Source organism: uncultured Sphingomonas sp. (assembly GCF_913778135.1).
In the GTDB taxonomy this organism is placed as follows: Bacteria; Pseudomonadota; Alphaproteobacteria; order Sphingomonadales; family Sphingomonadaceae; genus Sphingomonas.
Map to the genome: position 1 here is coordinate 1 of NZ_CAJYVU010000144.1, position 12,996 is coordinate 12,996.

General features: G+C 64.4%; 17 protein-coding genes and 1 pseudogene. 7 read left to right on the forward strand and 11 right to left on the reverse strand.

Going from position 1 to position 12,996, the window contains the following annotated elements; all coding sequences use genetic code 11:
• Positions 1 to 88: 88 nt before the first annotated feature.
• Positions 89 to 1,573: a glycerol kinase GlpK gene (gene glpK / locus QZ847_RS13130; protein WP_294357148.1), complete on the reverse strand. Its 1,485-nt coding sequence runs from the start codon at positions 1,571 to 1,573 to the stop codon at positions 89 to 91.
• 116 nt (positions 1,574 to 1,689) lie between these two features.
• Here glpK and QZ847_RS13135 point away from each other — a divergent pair, with 116 nt between their 5' ends.
• Both QZ847_RS13135 and QZ847_RS13140 read left to right on the forward strand, forming a co-directional pair.
• Positions 1,690 to 3,162: a glycerol-3-phosphate dehydrogenase gene (locus tag QZ847_RS13135; RefSeq protein ID WP_294357150.1), complete on the forward strand. Its 1,473-nt coding sequence runs from the start codon at positions 1,690 to 1,692 to the stop codon at positions 3,160 to 3,162.
• Complete coding sequence (locus QZ847_RS13140; protein WP_294357152.1) at positions 3,159 to 3,938, forward strand: DeoR/GlpR family DNA-binding transcription regulator; 780 nt, start codon at positions 3,159 to 3,161, stop codon at positions 3,936 to 3,938. The genes QZ847_RS13135 and QZ847_RS13140 overlap by 4 nt, the downstream gene beginning before the upstream one ends.
• A 16-nt stretch (positions 3,939 to 3,954) precedes the next feature.
• Here the strand turns inward: QZ847_RS13140 and QZ847_RS13145 are convergent, their stop codons facing one another.
• On the reverse strand, positions 3,955 to 4,626 hold the full coding sequence (locus QZ847_RS13145; RefSeq protein ID WP_294190176.1) for a spermidine synthase: 672 nt from the start codon (positions 4,624 to 4,626) through the stop codon (positions 3,955 to 3,957).
• 191 nt (positions 4,627 to 4,817) lie between these two features.
• Between QZ847_RS13145 and QZ847_RS13150 the strand changes: the two genes are divergently transcribed.
• Positions 4,818 to 5,171 (forward strand): DUF6481 family protein, encoded by a 354-nt coding sequence (locus QZ847_RS13150; RefSeq protein ID WP_294357179.1) that lies wholly within the window; start codon positions 4,818 to 4,820, stop codon positions 5,169 to 5,171.
• A gap of 332 nt (positions 5,172 to 5,503) precedes the next feature.
• On the opposite strand, the gene QZ847_RS13155 is transcribed toward QZ847_RS13150, so the two are convergent.
• Entirely contained in the window at positions 5,504 to 6,130 is a 627-nt protein-coding gene (locus QZ847_RS13155) for a hypothetical protein (RefSeq protein WP_294357154.1), read from the reverse strand.
• A gap of 337 nt (positions 6,131 to 6,467) precedes the next feature.
• Here QZ847_RS13155 and QZ847_RS13160 point away from each other — a divergent pair, with 337 nt between their 5' ends.
• Entirely contained in the window at positions 6,468 to 7,364 is an 897-nt protein-coding gene (locus QZ847_RS13160) for an STM4504/CBY_0614 family protein (RefSeq protein WP_294357156.1), read from the forward strand.
• 259 nt (positions 7,365 to 7,623) lie between these two features.
• On the opposite strand, the gene QZ847_RS13165 is transcribed toward QZ847_RS13160, so the two are convergent.
• The gene (locus tag QZ847_RS13165) at positions 7,624 to 7,977 is read right to left on the reverse strand and encodes a hypothetical protein (RefSeq protein WP_294357158.1); all 354 of its coding nucleotides are present in this window, start codon (positions 7,975 to 7,977) and stop codon (positions 7,624 to 7,626) included.
• Positions 7,978 to 8,251: 274 nt separating this feature from the next.
• Between QZ847_RS13165 and QZ847_RS13170 the strand changes: the two genes are divergently transcribed.
• A complete protein-coding gene (locus QZ847_RS13170; protein ID WP_294357160.1) occupies positions 8,252 to 8,455 on the forward strand; it encodes a hypothetical protein in 204 nt (67 codons plus the stop codon).
• Positions 8,456 to 8,495: 40 nt separating this feature from the next.
• Complete coding sequence (locus QZ847_RS13175; RefSeq protein ID WP_294357161.1) at positions 8,496 to 8,684, forward strand: hypothetical protein; 189 nt, start codon at positions 8,496 to 8,498, stop codon at positions 8,682 to 8,684.
• Between the two features lie 120 nt (positions 8,685 to 8,804).
• Here QZ847_RS13175 and QZ847_RS13180 read toward each other — a convergent pair whose 3' ends face one another.
• A complete protein-coding gene (locus QZ847_RS13180) occupies positions 8,805 to 9,416 on the reverse strand; it encodes a hypothetical protein (RefSeq protein WP_294357163.1) in 612 nt (203 codons plus the stop codon).
• 394 nt (positions 9,417 to 9,810) lie between these two features.
• On the opposite strand from QZ847_RS13180, the gene QZ847_RS13185 reads away from it, so the two are divergent.
• The gene (locus QZ847_RS13185; protein WP_294357165.1) at positions 9,811 to 10,128 is read left to right on the forward strand and encodes a zinc ribbon domain-containing protein; all 318 of its coding nucleotides are present in this window, start codon (positions 9,811 to 9,813) and stop codon (positions 10,126 to 10,128) included.
• A gap of 5 nt (positions 10,129 to 10,133) precedes the next feature.
• Here the strand turns inward: QZ847_RS13185 and QZ847_RS13190 are convergent, their stop codons facing one another.
• The 6 genes and pseudogenes from QZ847_RS13190 to QZ847_RS13215 all read right to left on the reverse strand — a co-directional run.
• Positions 10,134 to 10,325: a hypothetical protein gene (locus tag QZ847_RS13190; protein WP_294357168.1), complete on the reverse strand. Its 192-nt coding sequence runs from the start codon at positions 10,323 to 10,325 to the stop codon at positions 10,134 to 10,136.
• Between the two features lie 37 nt (positions 10,326 to 10,362).
• Positions 10,363 to 10,776, reverse strand: coding sequence for a hypothetical protein (locus tag QZ847_RS13195; RefSeq protein WP_294357170.1), 414 nt, complete (start codon positions 10,774 to 10,776; stop codon positions 10,363 to 10,365).
• Positions 10,752 to 11,282 (reverse strand): lysozyme, encoded by a 531-nt coding sequence (locus tag QZ847_RS13200; RefSeq protein WP_294357172.1) that lies wholly within the window; start codon positions 11,280 to 11,282, stop codon positions 10,752 to 10,754. Before QZ847_RS13200 ends, QZ847_RS13195 begins: the two co-directional genes overlap by 25 nt.
• Before the next feature lie 14 nt (positions 11,283 to 11,296).
• The gene (locus tag QZ847_RS13205) at positions 11,297 to 11,740 is read right to left on the reverse strand and encodes a hypothetical protein (RefSeq protein ID WP_294357174.1); all 444 of its coding nucleotides are present in this window, start codon (positions 11,738 to 11,740) and stop codon (positions 11,297 to 11,299) included.
• 10 nt (positions 11,741 to 11,750) lie between these two features.
• Complete coding sequence (locus tag QZ847_RS13210; protein WP_294357177.1) at positions 11,751 to 12,227, reverse strand: hypothetical protein; 477 nt, start codon at positions 12,225 to 12,227, stop codon at positions 11,751 to 11,753.
• A 30-nt stretch (positions 12,228 to 12,257) separates the two neighbouring features.
• A pseudogene (locus QZ847_RS13215) lies at positions 12,258 to 12,996 on the reverse strand (hypothetical protein); the annotation flags it as partial.

The following is a 12,996-nucleotide window of genomic DNA, read 5'->3' on the forward strand; positions in this document are numbered from 1 at the left end:
GCTGCTCGTGATGAACCCACGACAATCCTGACTCCAGTCGATTGATCCACGCTCCGTTCGCTTTTGGGCAAAAGCGGACATCCACTGCCTATGCCAGTGTCCGCCTGAGCGCGTCGCGCCAGCCGGCGATCAGGGGTGCGCGGGCCTCGGCCGCCATCTTCGGCTCGAAGCAATGCTCGCGCGACCACAGCCGTTCGAGTTCGTCGAGCCCAGACCATACGCCCGTCGCCAGTCCCGCATGAAACGCCGCGCCGCGCGCGGTTGTCTCGAGATCGTCGGGACGCTCGACCGGCACTTCGAGCAGATCGGCGAGGAAGCCGCACAGCCAGTCGTTGGCGGCCATCCCGCCGTCGACGCGCATCGTCGCGGGACGCGCGCTGCCGTCGGCCACCATCGCCTCAACTAGGTCCATCGTCTGGTAACCCACCGCCTCAAGCGCGGCGCGGGCAAGGTGCGCCTGCGTCGCACCCAGCGTCAGCCCGAAGATCGCGGCGCGCGCGTCGGGGTCCCAGTGCGGCGCGCCGAGCCCCACAAAGGCGGGCACCATATAGACCCCGTGACTGTCGGGCACCTGCGTCGCCAGATCGTCGGTCTGACTGGCATGTGTAATGACGCCGATGCCGTCGCGCAGCCACTTGATCGCGGCGCCGGCAACGAAGATCGATCCCTCCAGCGCATAGGTCGTGCGGCCGTTCAGCCGGTAAGCGGGGGTAGTCAGCAGCCGGTTCTCCGACGCGATCGCCTCCTCTCCGGTGTTGAGCAGCATGAAGCATCCGGTACCATAGGTCGACTTCGCCATGCCGCGCGCGAAGCACGCCTGCCCGAACAGCGCCGCCTGCTGATCGCCCGCAATACCCGCGATCGGGATAGGCGCATCGAACAGACCGTCTGCCGTATGGCCAAAGATATGGGCGTTATCGTGCACCTCAGGCAGCAGCGCCATCGGTACGTTTAACAAACGGGACATATGCTCGTCCCAGCAGCCCTCGCGAATATTCCACAGCAAGGTGCGCGACGCATTGGTGACGTCGGTCGCGTGAACCGCGCCGCCGGTCAGCCGCCATAGCAGGAACGAATCGACCGTACCGAAGGCGAGTTCCCCCGCCTCGGCTCGCGCGCGCGCGCCATCGACGTGGTCGAGGATCCAGGCGAGCTTGGTTCCGGAAAAATAGGGATCGAGCAGCAGTCCGGTGCGCGCGCGCACGTCGTCTTCCGCGCCCTCGGCCTTCAACCGCGCGCAGATGTCGGCGGTGCGGCGATCCTGCCACACGATCGCGTTGTGGATCGGCTTGCCCGTCGCGCGCTCCCACACCAGCGTCGTCTCGCGCTGGTTGGTGATGCCGATGCCGGCGATGTCGACTGCTGCAAGGCCGCTGTTCGCGATTGCCTCGCGCGCGGTCGCCAGCACGTCGCGCCAGATGTCCTCTGGATCGTGCTCAACCCAGCCGGGGGCGGGATAATGCTGTGCGAACTCGGTCTGCGCGCTGGCGACGCGTTTAGCCGACACATCGAAGACGATGCTGCGCGTTGAGGTCGTGCCCTGATCGATCGCCAATATGTGCGTCTTCGCCATCGCTCACCCTCTCATGCACGCAGGCCGCAGCAGTCGCGCGCTTCACGTACTCGCGTCAACACTTTCGCTTTGACGCGTTTCGCCTACATACGAAAGTGGAAACGAAAGTGAGCGACATGGCTGAGCCTCTTACCTACGACCTGCTGATCGTCGGCGGCGGCATCAACGGTGCTGGCATCGCGCGCGATGCCGCGGGCCGGGGACTGTCGGTGCTGCTGGTCGAGCAGGACGACCTCGCCAGCCACACCTCCTCCGCCTCGACCAAGCTGATCCACGGCGGGCTGCGCTACCTAGAATATGGCGAATTCCGGCTGGTGCGCGAGGCGCTGATCGAGCGCGAGCGGCTGTGGCGGATGGCGCCGCACATCATCTGGCCGCTCCGCTTCGTGCTGCCGCAGACGCAGTCGCCGCGCCCTGCCTGGATGGTTCGGTTAGGCCTGTTCCTCTACGATCACCTCGGCGGGCGAGATGAGCTGCCGGGTACCGACACGATTGAGCTGGGCGAGACCATCTACGGCAACGGACTAAAGGCCACGAACGGCAAGGCGTTCGTCTATTCCGACTGCTGGGTCGAGGACAGCCGCATGGTGGTGCTGAACGCGCGCGACGCGGCCGAGCACGGCGCCGTCATCCGCACCCGTACGACGCTCATCGACGCGCGGCGCGACGGCGCGGAATGGACCGCGACGATCGAGAGCGAGCGCGGGCGCGAGGCGGTGCGTGCGCGCGCGCTGGTCAACGCGGCAGGCCCATGGGTCGCCGACGTGATCGGGCGGACAGGCGCGAACCGCAGCGAGCGCGGCGTGCGGCTGGTCAAAGGCAGCCACCTCGTCGTGCCGAAATTGTACGAAGGCGACCACGCCTTCATGCTGCAGAACCCCGACCGTCGCATCGTTTTCGCGATTCCATATGAGGGCAAGTACACGCTGATCGGCACCACCGACGAACCGTGGGAAGGCGCACCCGCGAAGGCGCAGATCAGCGAGAGCGAAACCGACTATCTGCTCGACACCGCCAATCGCTATTTCACGCACGCGTTGACCCGCGACGACGTGGCGTGGAGCTATGCCGGCATCCGCCCGCTCTACGACGATCAGGCCGGCAGCGCCTCCGCGGTGACACGCGACTACGTGCTCGACCTCGACGCAGGCGAAGGCCGCGCGCCGATGCTGAGCATCTTCGGCGGCAAGATCACGACCTATCGAAAGCTTGCCGAGCACGCGCTGGCCGAGCTTGCACCGTTCTTCCCGCAGGCGAAGGGCGCGTGGACGGCGGGCGCGGCGCTGCCCGGCGGCGACATGGACGATTTCGAGCGCTTTCTCGCGCATCTGACGCAGGATCATCCCGATATTGCCCCTGCCCTGCTGCGACGGCTGGCGCGCGCATACGGGACGCGGGTGTCCCGGGTCCTCGACGGCGGTCTGGGTGAGGATCTAGGCGGTGGGCTAACGACCGCGGAAGTCGATTACCTCGTCGCGCAGGAATGGGCGCGCACCGCGGAGGACGTGCTCTATCGTCGCAGCAAGCTCGGCCTTCACGTGCCCGAGGGGACCGAGGCGCGGCTGACCGCCTACCTGTCCGCAGAATGAGCCAGCCCGCCGACCTCGCCGCCGATCGTCACCGCCGCATCCTCGAACTCGCGCGCCAGACCGGAAGCGTCTCGGTTGAGGCGCTCGCATCCGGGCTCGGCGTTACGCCGCAGACGATCCGCAAGGATCTGAACGACCTCGCCGCGCGCGCGATGCTGTCGCGCGTTCACGGTGGCGCGGTGGTGACTTCGGGCGTCGGCAACCTCGATCACGCGACCCGCGCGGCGGTGGCGGCGGAGGCGAAGGCGGCAATCGGTGCGGCGGCGGCGCGGCTGGTGCCCGATGGCGCGAGCCTGTTCGTCAATATAGGCACCACCACCGAGGCGGTGGCGCGCGCGCTGGTCAGTCACCGCGAGCTGATGGTGATCACCAACAATCTGAATGTCGTCGACATCCTGGCGGGTCGCGACGGTGTCGAGGTGATCGCCGCCGGCGGGCGCGTGCGTGCCAGCGACCGAGCGGTGGTCGGGGCACTTGCGATGGACTTCATCCGCGGCTTTCGCGTCGACCACGCGGTGATCGGCGCTTCCGCGATTGACCGCGACGGAACGCTGCTTGACTTCGACGTGGAGGAAGTGCGCGTGTCGCAGACGATCATCGCGCACGCACGCAAGGTGATCCTTGTCGCCGACGCGAGCAAGATCGGTCGCCCTGCCCCGGTCAGGATCGCTGGACTGGACCACATCGACTATCTGGTGACCGACCGGATCGATCCCGAACTCGCCCGCGCCTGCCACGACGCTGAGGTGACTGTGATCGAGACCGGCGCACCCTGATCAGGTCCTGACGCGATCAGTCGGCGGTCGCGAACCAGATCGTGTGAACCGCGCCCTTGCCGTTGCTGCGCGCACGCACAGTGCGTTCCTCCACCGCGAAGCCCGCCGACGACAGCCGCCGCGCGAAGGCGGCGTCGGGTGCCGCCGACCACACTGCCAGCACGCCGCCGGGGCGCAGCGCCTCGCGCGCCAGGTGTAGCCCGCGCATGGCGTAGAGGCGGTTGTTGGCGGCGCGCACCAGCCCGTCGGGTCCGTTGTCGACGTCGAGCAGAATGGCGTCATACTCGCCCGGCCCTTCGGCGATCATGTCCGCCACGTCGATCTGCGCGACACCGACGCGCGGGTCGTCGAGGCAGCCGGCGGTCAGCGCCGCCATCGGCCCCTGTGCCCAGGCGATGATCTCTGGCACTAGCTCCGCCACCGTCACGCGCGCATCGTCCGGCAGAACCGACAGCGCGGCACGCAGGGTAAAGCCCATGCCGTACCCGCCGATCAGCAGCCGCGGCGCAGGACGACTACCCAGTCGATCGATCGTCATGGTGGCGAGCGCTTCCTCCGACCCGCTCATCCGACTGTTCATCAATTCGTTGCGATCAAGCACGATCATGAAGTCGGCGCCGCGCCGGAACAGCCGAAAATCTTCTCCGCCGGGCACGCGCGCGGTGCCTATCAACTCTCTGGGAACCATGATGCCTGCCCACGTCCGCCGTGAATATTCGACTGCGAGTTACTCCGGGCAACGGTACTTGGCGACTGTTCTGCGGCGATCGGACCGCAATCTTTTGCCAAAAACGCTCGCTTGCGCTATATCACGCATCGGCCACGCGCCCTCGCGCGTTCTTGGCCCACCCACCAACAATCAGGAATTCATCGACCTTCATGGCTGCGTTCAAGGAACAGGGTTTTCAGGAGCGCGCCGCGCTCGCCGCCAAGGCCAAGCAGGCCGCGATCGAGAAGCTGCGCGCGAAACCGCCGGTCGACGAGGCGGTGCTGGCCGAACAGCGCAAGATCGCGGAGGCACGCGCGGCCGAGCAGGCTCGCATCAGCGCCGAGAAGAAGGCCGCGCGCGAGCAGGCGGCTGCTGAGAAGAAGGCCGCCCGCGAAGCAGCCGCCGAGGAAGCGCGCCTGGCCGAGGAAGCCAAGCAAAAGATGCGCAAGGTCCCGACCGAGGCCGAGATGAAGGCGGCACGCGACGCTCGCTACGCCGCGCGCAAGGCCCGTCTGAAGCGCTGAACGAGAGCGGCCGCGCCGACGAGCGCGGCCGCTGTGTTTCGGCGCGTGGATGCGATCGGCCAGCACCGAACATAACGGTATTTAGCCAACAAGGCCTCACACTGAATAGGTGATGTTCGAGCGTTTTCTTCCCGCTCGTCGCCGCCACGACAATCTGGACAACACACATGCACCAAGCCGCGTTTACGCAGTTGGTGACCCCTACGGGAATCGAACCCGTGCTTCAGCCGTGGAGCCGAAAAGTGCAGCTTTTTCAACGGGCCTTACCACATGCTTGGTTGAAATCCGAGTAAGCGAATACAATGGGTTAGCGGACGCGGGGTAAGCCGGTTTCACCTTTGAGAAGGCAGTTTGCCCCACGCAATGGGGCCTACTTTGTAGACTGGATAAAGAGCATCCCGCTGAACACGGAGTTCCTCCAGCGCGTTGCCGAGCATGGCGATGTCAAAATCTAGGTTCGCTGCTTTGCCTGCATTCAAAGCCTGATCAGTGTGCAGCAGCACGTCCTTGGCAGCTGCCTTCACGCGAGAGAGGCTATCCATTGTTGCCGCGGTGGGCAGCGACTTGGGATCGATCGCGTTCAGCGCGGCTACGTATTCTTGAACGCGGGAATGGGTTCTGGCCAAGAGGCTTGGTTCGATCACGGTCGGATCGACCTCTCCGGTTCGGTCTTGGAATGTGGCTAGGAAGAGCAGCTTGGTCGCCGTTTCAGTCGCGAATTGGAGCGATCGAGCTTTATCCTCAACCTTTTCACGAGCGTTTGCGTCAGCTTGATATAAAGCGACTAACCCTCCGATCACGGCCAGCAGCATCGTCAAGGAGCCGTACTCGCTTGGCGCGATCAGCTTGCGAAGCAACCACAGCCCACCAGCGAGCGCGCCGATCACAAGAACGGCTGAGACCAACAGGCCTGCCACCCAGGCGACCACACTTATCCAGTTGCCAAACGAGACCATCACTTTTCGCGCCCCCTACCCTCAGATCGTGACGTGCGCGGGTTCGCTACGCAAGGCGGCCTTAGCAACAGAGGGCTGGAAATCCCGGTCGGGCCTCCAACCTTCTAAAACTCACCATTGATCACAGTGGGTTGCGCGACCTTCGCGTCTAACCTGTGATCGTGGTTAGACAATGTGCGTGGCTGACACGTAGCCCTCGAAGGCATTTCACAAGACGCCATAACGAGACGCGGCAAGGCTGCGGTCGAATCCCAGACAGTCCTATTGCTTACGGCTCACCGATCCAGTTAGCCTGTTGCGATCGAGCAGTATGGCCCGGCCTCGGTAGATTGGATTGATCGTGACGCTGCCCAACCTCTACTTCCGCAGAAAGCGGCTATCTAACCCGGATCGGGTTGACGTTTATCAATATGAGAACGTCCCATACAAGCTACGCGTGCAGATCGTGCAGGTGCTGCAGGAAACTTTAGGACAATATCACAACTACGGGAACAACAAAGGATACTGGGATGCGTTAAGTGACATGATGCGACGAGAGAAAGGCGTGTTTCACTTATCAAAGTCCTATGAAGACCCCGACACAGAGTATTGCTCTTGGCTACTTGCAGAGGAAGACCTCGATTGCCTTATCACCGGGATTGAATTGTCCTTGAGGGTCATGATCGGTTATCGAAAAAGCATTGGTCGCGACGCAGATGGGCAAATCGCCGAGGTCAATGCGCGAATGCTCGAGGCCGGCTTCGGCTTTGAGTTCGTATCCAACGAGATGGTGCAAGTTGACAACTACGTTCTCCATAGCGAAGTTGTCGTTCCTGCTTTAACGCTGATCAGCGATCCAACGTTCAAGTCCGCGAACGACGAATACCTTTCGGCCCATGAAGCTTTCCGGAAAGGAGAGTACGAGGACGCAGTAGTCGATTGTGGAAAGGCGTTTGAGAGCGTTTTGAAGATCATTGGTGCCGAGCGTTCTTGGCCGATCTCAACGAATGACACAGTTGGCAAGTTGGTCGCCGCTGCCTTTTCTACCGAATTCATTCCTTCCTACATGCAGACGCAATTCACTGGCCTAAGGTCGCTTCTCGATAGCGGAATAGGGACTGTCAGGAATAAGATGGGGGCGCATGGTGCTGGGTCGACCGCGCGGCAATTGGATAAACACCTCGCTGCGTATCAGCTTCATCAAACAGCTGCTGCGATAGTTTTTCTCGTGACCCATCACTCATCCGAGCCGGAATGAGCAAACTCCTTGCTCTCTTTCAAATGAAGAATTGCTCAATTAGTAGATGCGGATAGAGATTCTTCCGACTCTCAATCCATCTGTGATAACGGGGCACCGTTGGAGCGGCTAAAGGGAATCGTCGGCTAACCTGCGTGACATGGTGGTGCTCGCGCCCGTCCTTTCCTACCTTCCTGCCTTGCCCGACACCCTTGCGCTGGCTGTGCTCGCCTTGCTGCTGCTGGCGATCACGATCGCGGCCATAGCGGCCGCGCGCTGATCACTTCTTCCACCAGCCATCGGGCACGATGGTACGATACTCGGCCGGCACGCCGTAGCCGTTTCTAAGCAATGCCGCGATCATCTGGGCGTACGGGTTCGCGGGTCCTTCATGCACCTTGCGATCCGTCGCCTTGTACGAGGTCCAGTATGCCGCCAGCGTGTCGAGGCTACGCACGTGCGGGTGCAGCACACGCAGCGCGAGCCGGATCGCTTCGTCGGGCAGCGGCGGGTGCCCGCTTGGATAGGCGCCCCGCTGGACGATCTTCAGAGCAAGGTCGATCGAGATCATCAGCGCGCGCCGACGCTTCAGTTCGTCCATCTGACCGCCGAATGGCACAGCGTCGACCCGCACTGATCGACTCGTGCAGCGATCTTGATTGCAGATTTGGTCGTGCTGGACGGCGACCCACTCCATCGAGCGACGATTAAAGCTGCGCGTGCCGATCATCTCTTCCAGGTCGACGAGCCGGACATGCCCGCACTTCCGGCACGTCAAGCGTACCGCCGCCTCGACGCGTCGCAGATCGTAAAGGGTCTTGGGCGGGCCGACCATGCCGCCATGTGACATAGAACAGAAGCGGAACAAAAGGCTGGTTTTGTAGGATCGGCGCGAGCATCATGGACGCATGATCGATTCGCCCTTCACCCACACCAGCCGCGAAGGCTTTGGCGCTGCTTTCGGCTTGTTGGCTCACGATGACCCTGAGACGGTCGCGCGGATCATCGCCGAAGGTATCGAGCAGTCCCGCGAGGACGCGGCGCAGTTTCGCCGCTGGCGCGAGATCGCCGGCTGCTTTAACGCAATCATCTTGGCGGACACTGTCCACTGATCCATAATCTCGGTCGCACCGATCACGCGGAGTAAGACGCATGAGCGATCCAGCGAAGAAGATGGCCGTCGACAGCGAGTGGCTCGGCCGCGTCCTGGTCCACCTCGACGAAGTGCGCGAGACTGACCCGCGCGCGCAAGCGCTCTACGCCGAGGCGAGCAGCGCGATCGAGGACAAGCTAGTGTCCATTCGCGTCGTCGACCTGCAGGACCTGCCGAAGACGCTTTGATGGTGGAGCGGCCCGACGGGGTCGCACCGTCCTCGCACGCGGGGGAACCGCGCTCGTCCGCTGGACGGGCCGCTCGTCACCAGTTGCTGCATTCGCGTGAGGCAGCAACCAGTAAATTGATCATCCGTAATCAGGCTTGGGGAACGGCTGGATAGGATGCCGGCACCCTTTCGCGAACCGCGGCTTCAAAAATCGCAGGTAGCGGAACTGCCGCAATTCATGCCGGATCGCACGCTCGCGGTTCGCGAGCAGCTTGGCCGCTCTGGGCGACTCTGCCCGCTTGCCTCCTGCCGTCATCAACGTGTTGTGGTAGAACTCGCCGTCAAGTTCCCAGAAGATGCCGCGGTGCTCGCCGTGGAAGGTAAAGCCTGCCGCTTGGTAGACTGTCCCGAACAGACCGCACCGCTCGTCGGCGAACGACTGTATCCACCTAACCGCAGGTCGAATGCGGCGGATCAGCCGGATCGATGCCGATAGCGCACGGCTTTCGCTGTTGCGCGGCGCTGCATCGTCCAGCCACATGCGGTTGAGTTCGAGGTATTCGGTCATTCCAGTGCCGGCGACGACGCTGTCGGCGGACGCCGGGTTCATCGCGAAGCCGTACTGCAAGACGCCGAGCATCCGACCACCGATCCACACCCCCAGGTGAAGGGTCGAGCCGTTGTAGACGCGGTTGCTGTAATGATTGGCGACGATGATCTCATTCGCTAGATCGCGATCGAGCAGCGCCACGTAAAAGGCCTGTTCGCCGAAGCCGATCGTCTCACGTCGGCCGAACAGGTCGGCAAAGGGTTCGAGTAGATAGCCGACGACTTCGCCGGCCGCGCCCCCGCTGAAAACAAGCGACGACGATGCACAAGGATTCGACTCCATGAAGATTGATGCTCACAAGAGCCCCGCCTGTTGCGCAGGTGCGGGGCGTTGCGGCTGGCCAGCCGCGCGTGACGGGGACGTTCCAACTACCCGCCGGTTGCCGTGTGCCTAGCACGGCACCCCCGCTCGGCCGACGCGATCGGCGCCGGCCTGCGGACGTGTTCGATATGCTTGCTCGGGAGGAAGTCGCTGCGCCTCTTGCGCGCGCTATCCACCTAGACCTATCCCCTCACGACATTTCGCGGGGGCGGACTTGGACTCTATCTTTCTGCTGGTCCTGTTCTGGATCATCTTCACGGTCGGCAGCGCGGCCATCGCATCGAACAAGGGCCGCTCGGGCGGCTTGTGGCTGGTGCTCGGCTTCCTGTTCGGCCCGATCGCGCTGGTCGTGATCGCCAGCCTCCCGCGAAATGCAGAACGAGACCTTCGCGCCGGGCTTCAGTCGGGCAAGATGCGCCGTTGTCCCTACTGTGCCGAGCCAATCCGCGCCGAGGCAGTCAAATGCCGCCACTGCGGCGAGGACGTGCCTGCCGCTCCGCGTCACGACATCTGGGGTCGCGTTCGTTCCTGATCGACTTAGCGGCTGGACTGGCAGTCAGGCGACGCCTTGCCGCTGGTGAAGATGACCGCCGTACACGCCCACAGGCGATTGTTGCCAACGGTTCGCGCGTTGCCGCGTTCGACCGCGCCGATCGCCTCGCCGAGGCGAGTGTAGACCTCTTCCAACACGGTGCGGCTGATCGTTACCTCGTCACCTGCACGCGGCACGGCCGATAGCGGTTTCAGGCGCTCTGTGCGCGTGAGTTCAGCCGGCCGGGTCGGCAGGTCCGGCCGCTCCATTCGCGCGCGCGACGCCTTCGTTGATGCGGTCACGCAGGCGGTCGACAGGAGCGGCAGGAAGAGCGCGAGGCTCAGCAGTGGGCGCCGCGGGCGGGAGCGATTGAAAAGCATCGTGCACTTCCTTCGTGGTGAGATCGACGTGGATGGTGGCGTCGGCGTTGCGCGCAACGACGCCCGCACCGATCGCCTGGGCGGATGCGGCCGCGGCCTTCTCGTCGTGTCGTGCCGTCTGTCCAGGCAGCGGATCGGGCTTGTCGCTGCATCGGTCGAGCAGCAGGAGGCCGGCGAGCAACAGTGCCGGCAGCAAGAGGAGCTTCGCGATCTCGCCGAAGCCTGACCACAGCCGCGCGGGGGTCACGCGGGTAGACCCGTCAGGCATAGCGCCCGTTCGGCCGCGCGACGATTGGCAAGCCCCTGCACCCGCTTGCCGCCGGCCTTGTCCCACATCAGCATCGCGTCGCAGGCAGCGCGCCACTGACCTGCGTCAAAGCGCCGATCGACCGTCGAGCGACAATAACCGGCGATCCCGATATTGTAGGCGAGACTCGTGGCGGCCGCCCATTGCGCATCGTGACCGCGCAGACCCGGCGTGCAGGTGGCGACACCCTGCGCGAAGCCCGCCAAACGCTTGTCGAGCTTTACCGCGCAGCCCTGCCGCGTTTCGGGCGGCGACGAAGCGGTCACGCCCAGCGTCTCGCCGCTGCATTGCGTCCACACGCCGACGATGTCGCGGTACGGCACCAGCGCCGGGCCTTTAGGGCCATCTTCCCAGCTGGCGACCATCGTGGTGCACAGCGCCGCCATCGCGGTGCCAGCCAACGCGGCGAGCGCGCCGGGGTTCTTCCCGCGACCGGAAGTCGGCGCGGGGCGTCGTGTCATAGTCATGCGATGCTCCTTGGTCAGGCCGCAGCGGGCGGCGGCAAATCGTCCGTCAGCAGCCGGGCGGTACTTGCCGCGCGCTGGACTTCGTTCGTGATGGTGCCGCGCGCCTCGGCGTTGCGACGCATGCGGTTGAGGAAGGCGCGTGCGTTCCGCTCCACGCTGGCACGGTCGGCAGCGGGCGTGACCAGAAGCGCGTCCATGTGCTCAAGCGCTTGCTGAAGATCGTAGAACGCCGCTTCCATCGGACGAAGCCGGTCAATCTGCGTCGTGAGCGCGGCGATCTCGCTGCGGCACGCGGCGAGCAGCTGAAACGTCAGCCCGTCGCGGTGTTGCTCAAGATCAACCTCAGCGGCCGTGCGCGCCTCGGCTGCGACGCCGCGGTTCTTCCACCACTCGACGAAGGCGTTGCCGACCCACCCTAGTGCGCCGCTGGCCACGAGGGCGCCGCCCCACTTTCCCAATTCGCCTACGTCAGCCACGGGCCAGCATCCGCGCAGCGGTCAGGCGTCGACACTCAACGGCGATCTCGGCCGCCGCAGCCGGGTCTATCCGCGCTAGGTCGACGATCGACATTGCAACGCCGAGATGATCGTAGGCATCAAAGAAGGCGCTCGCCTGCATCTTGGCACCTTGCGCGTAGCCGATCGCCGCCAGCCCCATTGCGACCACGAGAACGGTATAGGCGGCGAGCCTCCACCAATCCGTCTGTCCTGACAGGTACGACGCCTGAAAGACCAGCGTGACCATCGCCATCCAGAACACGAACGAGAGGAAGATCTCGGGCGGGCGAAAGCGGCCGCGCATGAGGGCCAGCGCACCTGAAGCTGACCACCAGAGATTGTAGAGCGCCAGCGTCGCGGCGATCACGCGCAGGCCGATAACGATGGCTGCGATAGCCGTGGTCGGTCCGCTCGCGACCGTGAAGGTCGCAAGAGATGCGAAAGTCATCGATGTCTCTCCGGAGAAAGGGCGCGCGGCTCAGCCGTGCTGCACGTCGACCCACGGCCGACCGTCGCGGATCGCCCACACACAGCCGACCCGGCGCATGTACTGCGCGAGCATCATGTCGACCTCGCGCACTGCGGTGACGCCGATGCCAGCGCCGCGCGCGCTCGCGACGAGGTAGACCGCCACGCCATCGGCGAGCGCCGCGTCGCACGCCGCGAGCGTGTCAGCGTCGACGTTCACCGGCACCTGTCCGCTGAAGGCGATGCGATCGACGCAGGTGCGCGCCTTCTCAAGCTCAGCCTCCCAGATCGGGAGCGCGATCTGGTACGCATCGTTTGCAGCCGACCATTCAGCGTGCGCGGCATCCGACTCTGCCCGCGCCCTATGATAACGCTCGACCTCGTCACGCCATGCCGCGCGTGCTTGCTCGGCCGCTTCATCCTCACCAGACGGCATCGGCCCCGGCGCGATCGGCGCTGTCGGCTCGGCGCCGGGTTCCTCCGGCTTAGGCGGCAGGTGCGCAGCCCAAGTGTCGCCACCCACCAGCGACGGGTCGGTCGACTTGACGACGTATCGCAGCGCGTCCGCCCACGTGCGGGTCAGCCTGCCCTCACGATCAACGCCGCACACGTCGCCTTTCGCGATGGCGCCGCACCCGGCCGCCTTGGTCATGTACTCGGCGTAATCGGCGCCTGACGCATTCACCGTGCCGCCCGCGTTGATCGAGCGACCCGTTGCCGCACTGGCGTTCAGCTTGAGGTTGGCGCGG

Bases quoted from the DNA above. Each gene is read 5' to 3' on its own strand.
- glpK (WP_294357148.1), bottom strand. From the start codon at position 1,573: ATGGCGAAGACGCACATATTGGCGATCGATCAGGGCACGACCTCAACG.
- QZ847_RS13135 (WP_294357150.1), top strand. From the start codon at position 1,690: ATGGCTGAGCCTCTTACCTACGACCTGCTGATCGTCGGCGGCGGCATC.
- QZ847_RS13140 (WP_294357152.1), top strand. From the start codon at position 3,159: ATGAGCCAGCCCGCCGACCTCGCCGCCGATCGTCACCGCCGCATCCTC.
- QZ847_RS13145 (WP_294190176.1), bottom strand. From the start codon at position 4,626: ATGGTTCCCAGAGAGTTGATAGGCACCGCGCGCGTGCCCGGCGGAGAA.
- QZ847_RS13150 (WP_294357179.1), top strand. From the start codon at position 4,818: ATGGCTGCGTTCAAGGAACAGGGTTTTCAGGAGCGCGCCGCGCTCGCC.
- QZ847_RS13170 (WP_294357160.1), top strand. From the start codon at position 8,252: ATGATCGATTCGCCCTTCACCCACACCAGCCGCGAAGGCTTTGGCGCT.
- QZ847_RS13175 (WP_294357161.1), top strand. From the start codon at position 8,496: ATGAGCGATCCAGCGAAGAAGATGGCCGTCGACAGCGAGTGGCTCGGC.
- QZ847_RS13195 (WP_294357170.1), bottom strand. From the start codon at position 10,776: ATGCCTGACGGGTCTACCCGCGTGACCCCCGCGCGGCTGTGGTCAGGC.
- QZ847_RS13200 (WP_294357172.1), bottom strand. From the start codon at position 11,282: ATGACTATGACACGACGCCCCGCGCCGACTTCCGGTCGCGGGAAGAAC.
- QZ847_RS13210 (WP_294357177.1), bottom strand. From the start codon at position 12,227: ATGACTTTCGCATCTCTTGCGACCTTCACGGTCGCGAGCGGACCGACC.